Source organism: Haloplanus sp., from assembly GCF_028275055.1.
Classification (GTDB): Archaea; Halobacteriota; Halobacteria; order Halobacteriales; family Haloferacaceae; genus Haloplanus.
Window position 1 is genome coordinate 1 of record NZ_JAQCNJ010000031.1, and the last position, 3,722, is coordinate 3,722.

The 3,722-nt window shown below is 67.3% G+C and carries 3 protein-coding genes; all 3 read left to right on the top strand.

Annotated elements, in window-relative coordinates; all coding sequences use genetic code 11:
- Positions 1-281 precede the first annotated feature (281 nt).
- Entirely contained in the window at positions 282-2,642 is a 2,361-nt protein-coding gene (locus Q0925_RS04120; RefSeq protein WP_299332147.1) for a methyl-accepting chemotaxis protein, read from the top strand.
- A 183-nt stretch (positions 2,643-2,825) separates the two neighbouring features.
- A complete protein-coding gene (locus Q0925_RS04125; RefSeq protein WP_299332148.1) occupies positions 2,826-3,143 on the top strand; it encodes a cupin domain-containing protein in 318 nt (105 codons plus the stop codon).
- Between the two features lie 100 nt (positions 3,144-3,243).
- A partial coding sequence (locus tag Q0925_RS04130) for an AMP-binding protein (protein WP_299332149.1) occupies positions 3,244-3,722 on the top strand: 479 nt, incomplete at its 3' end.

The following is a 3,722-nucleotide window of genomic DNA, read 5'->3' on the forward strand; positions in this document are numbered from 1 at the left end:
ACCCCGACTCGCTAGCGACAGCCACGGCATCCCAAGCGGGGGGCAGGGCCATCCGGAAGCGGTTTCTCGACGACCCGCCGCACAGTGTGACCACACAGCGATACCTGTCGGGTGGCCACGCCGCGGACGTGGGTCCCTGCCGATATTTCGGGGTCGTGACGTATCCACCGAGAGACCTGCACCCGCGTTGTGGGCCGTCGTATACGCCTTGTACGCGCTTGGTTATCAGATATGAGTCTCCCGCGACATCCTTTTTGTTCGGACGTGGGGACCAGTATTCAATGGATTCAGTCGCGGAGCGGGTCGTACCACAGTGGATTCGGCGACGGTGGGCGGTTAAAATGGGGATCGCCGCACTCGTCGTAATTATCGCAGTTGGGAGCGTCGGAGCGTTCGCGTTCGTCCAGACGAGCGACCGACTCTCCCAGGACGTGGCGTTCCGGATGGAGACGGCGTCCGAGACACAGGCTTCCGCCCTCGGCGAGTGGACGGAACAGACCCGGGGGTACACTCGCGTGCTCGCCGAATCGGAGGCAGTCCAAAGCGACGACCCGGAACGGATTTCGGCGTTTCTCACGGATAAAGTCGAGAGTGATCAGGGACCGAGTTCGGTGACCGCCGTTCACTACCTCGATACGTCGGCGGGCGTGTTCCGGGCCGGTACGGCCGACGACCGGGTCGGCACCGACGACGGGTGGAGCGACTACCCCTGGAGCGACGGGGCGGTCGAGACCGATAGCGGAGGTGTTTCGATCTCGGAGCCCTTCGTCGACCCGCAGACCGGGGCGCCGTCCGTCGCGTTCGTTTCGACAGTCCCCGGCCACGAGGGGCGGGCGCTCGCGCTCGTGGTCGACCTCGAACAGAAGGCCTCCGAGATGCCGCGACCGGTCCGTGACTCGTTCACCAAGGTGGTCGACTCCGACGGGACAACCGTCCTGAGCCACCGGACGGACCAGATCCGCTCGCAGAACATGGGCGAACAGGACGTCGAGGAGGTCGACTCGATGGCGGTCGAGAAGGGTCTCGACGGCCAGTCCGGATACATGGAGATGGAGATGGGCGGCTCACGGATGACGATGGGATACGCCCCGGTCGAGGGAACCGACTGGGTGCTGATGACCCACTCGCCGAAGAGCACGATGTTCGCCCTCCAACAGCAGGTGTCCCGGAACATCCTCCTGGTCGCGGCGTCGTCGCTGCTCGGGTTCGGCGTGATCATCGTCCTAATCAAACGCCGAACGATCGATACGCTCGACGAACTGACCGCAAAGGCGAACGCGCTCGAAGCCGGCAACCTGGATACCGACCTTCGATCGGCGCGTGTCGACGAACTCGGCCAGCTCTACGCGGCGTTCGGAAGTATGCGTGACTCGCTGCGTGAGTCGCTCGACGAGGCCGAAAGCGCACGCGAGCGGGCGGAAGACGAACGGAAGCGAGCCGAGGAGGAACGCGAGCGGTCGGAGGCGCTCGTCGACCACCTCGAAGCCACGGCCGACGAGTACAGCGCGGGTATGCAGCGGGCGGCCGACGGCGACCTGAGTGTTCGGCTCACACCGGACGACGAGAACGACGCGATGGCACAGATCGCCGAGGCGTTCAACGGGATGGCCACGGACCTCGAACGGACGGTCGCGGAGATCCGGGAGTTCGCCGACGAGGTCGCCGCATCGAGTCAGGAGGTCACGGCGGGTGCCGAGGAGATCAGAACCGCAAGCCGGGAAGTAGCCGAGTCGGTCCAGGAGATCAGCGCCGGGGCCGATCGACAGCAGGCGTCCCTACGGGACGCGTCGGATGAGATGCAGACCCTCTCGGGAACAGTCGAGGAGGTTGCCGCCTCGGCGAACCAGGTGGCGTCGACGGCCCAGCAGGCCTCCGACCTCGGGGTTACCGGACAACGGGCCGCCGCAGACGCGATCGACGAGATGGAGACGATCGAAGCGAACACCGACGAGACGATCGCCTCGGTCGAGGGGTTAGTCGAGGAGGTTGCGGAGGTGAGCGAGATCGTGGACCTGATCTCGGATATCGCGGACCAGACGAACCAACTGGCGCTGAACGCCTCGATCGAGGCCGCTCGCGCGGGGGACGCCGGTGAGGGCTTCGCCGTCGTCGCCGACCAGGTCAAGGAACTCGCAGCGGAGACCACACAGGCGACAGAGCAGATCGACGCCCGGATCGAGCGGATCCAGTCGTCGACGACCGAGACCGCCGACGACATCAGGGAGATGGAGGAGGGGGTCTCGGCGGGTGCGAGCACGGTCGAGGAGGCCCTCGACGCGTTGGAGGAGCTCGCGCGGCAGGTCGAGGAGACGAACACCGGGGTCCAGGAGATAACCCGGGCGACCGACGACCAGGCGAGTGCGACCGAGGAGACGGTGGGAATGATCGACGAGGTGACCGAGGTCGCGGAGCGGACGAGCAACGAGGCCGCGAACGCCTCGGCGGCCGCCGAGGAGCAGACGTCCGCACTGACCGAGGTCGCGGACACCTCGCGGTCCCTGGCCGAACAGACCGACGAGCTACAACGGCGGCTCGACGCGTTCACCGTCGGCACCGACACTGGACGGTCCGGAGCGCACGGGACACACGCCGACGCGGCTCCTGGGTCGCGGACGGCAACCGACGGCGGCGGGCCGGCCTGACGCTGGAGCGTGATGCCGTCGACGGATCAAGCCGGCGGCTCAGGTGCATTGCACAGCTCCGATTTTCGGGGGGTTGACGACGCTGAAGCGGTCGGACATTGGCGCGGGAGCGGACAGACTGGTCGCCGCGATCGGGGCCCGACACCCACACGTTCAGGTGCTGGCCGTCGGTATGTGTAGTCGATGTCCTACACGAAAGCCAACTACGTCGACGGCAACGAACGCGCCGACGGGATGTACTTCCTCCGGGAGACGCTCGGCTGCGAAAACCTCGGCGTTACTGTCGTCGATGTCGATGCGGGGTGGGCCGGGATGGAACACGACCACGGCGACGGCGACCACGAGGAAGTCTACTACCTCGCCGACGGCGACGTCACCCTCGTCGTCGACGACGAGTCGGTAGCGATGGACCCCGGTGACGCCGTGCGCGTCGACCCCGAATCGGACCGGCGACTCCACGCCGAGGCGGCGAGCACGCTTGTTGTCGCGGGCGCGCCCTGAGGGGTATCCTCGGGTAACGGCCGCCGCCGACCAGTCGGCCGTTTACACGCCGACCGCCTCGGCCGATGCCGTTTTGCGTTGTGCCCACGGAACGCCGGCTATGCCCCCCGCCCACGACGACTCCGGAGCCGATGATGCCGACGCCGACTTCCCGGCGTCGTGTCCCGACGCCGAGACCCTCGGCGACGTCGTCGCCCGCGAGCGTCGGACCCCGGGGATCGCGCTCCGGGCCCGCGAGTCCGGCCGGACGTACAGCTACCGCGATTTCATCACGACCTCGTACAAGGCCGGAAACGTGCTCCGACACTTGGGCGTTCGTCCCGGCGACGAGGTGTGTATCGCCGCCGAACACGTGCCCGAGCCGGTGCTTTCGTTCTACGGGGCGGCGCAGTTGGGCGCGGTGACACGCTTCGGAACGGCCGGACGGGATCCCCCGCGTGTCGCCGTCGCACCCGCCGACCGCGAGGCCGAGTTCGATCTCCCGCCGGGCCACAACCTCGCGGTCTACGACGATCCACCGGAAGATCCCGCCGCGACACACTGGGAGGCGGAGGTGTGGAGCGAGAACCCCGCGGTCCA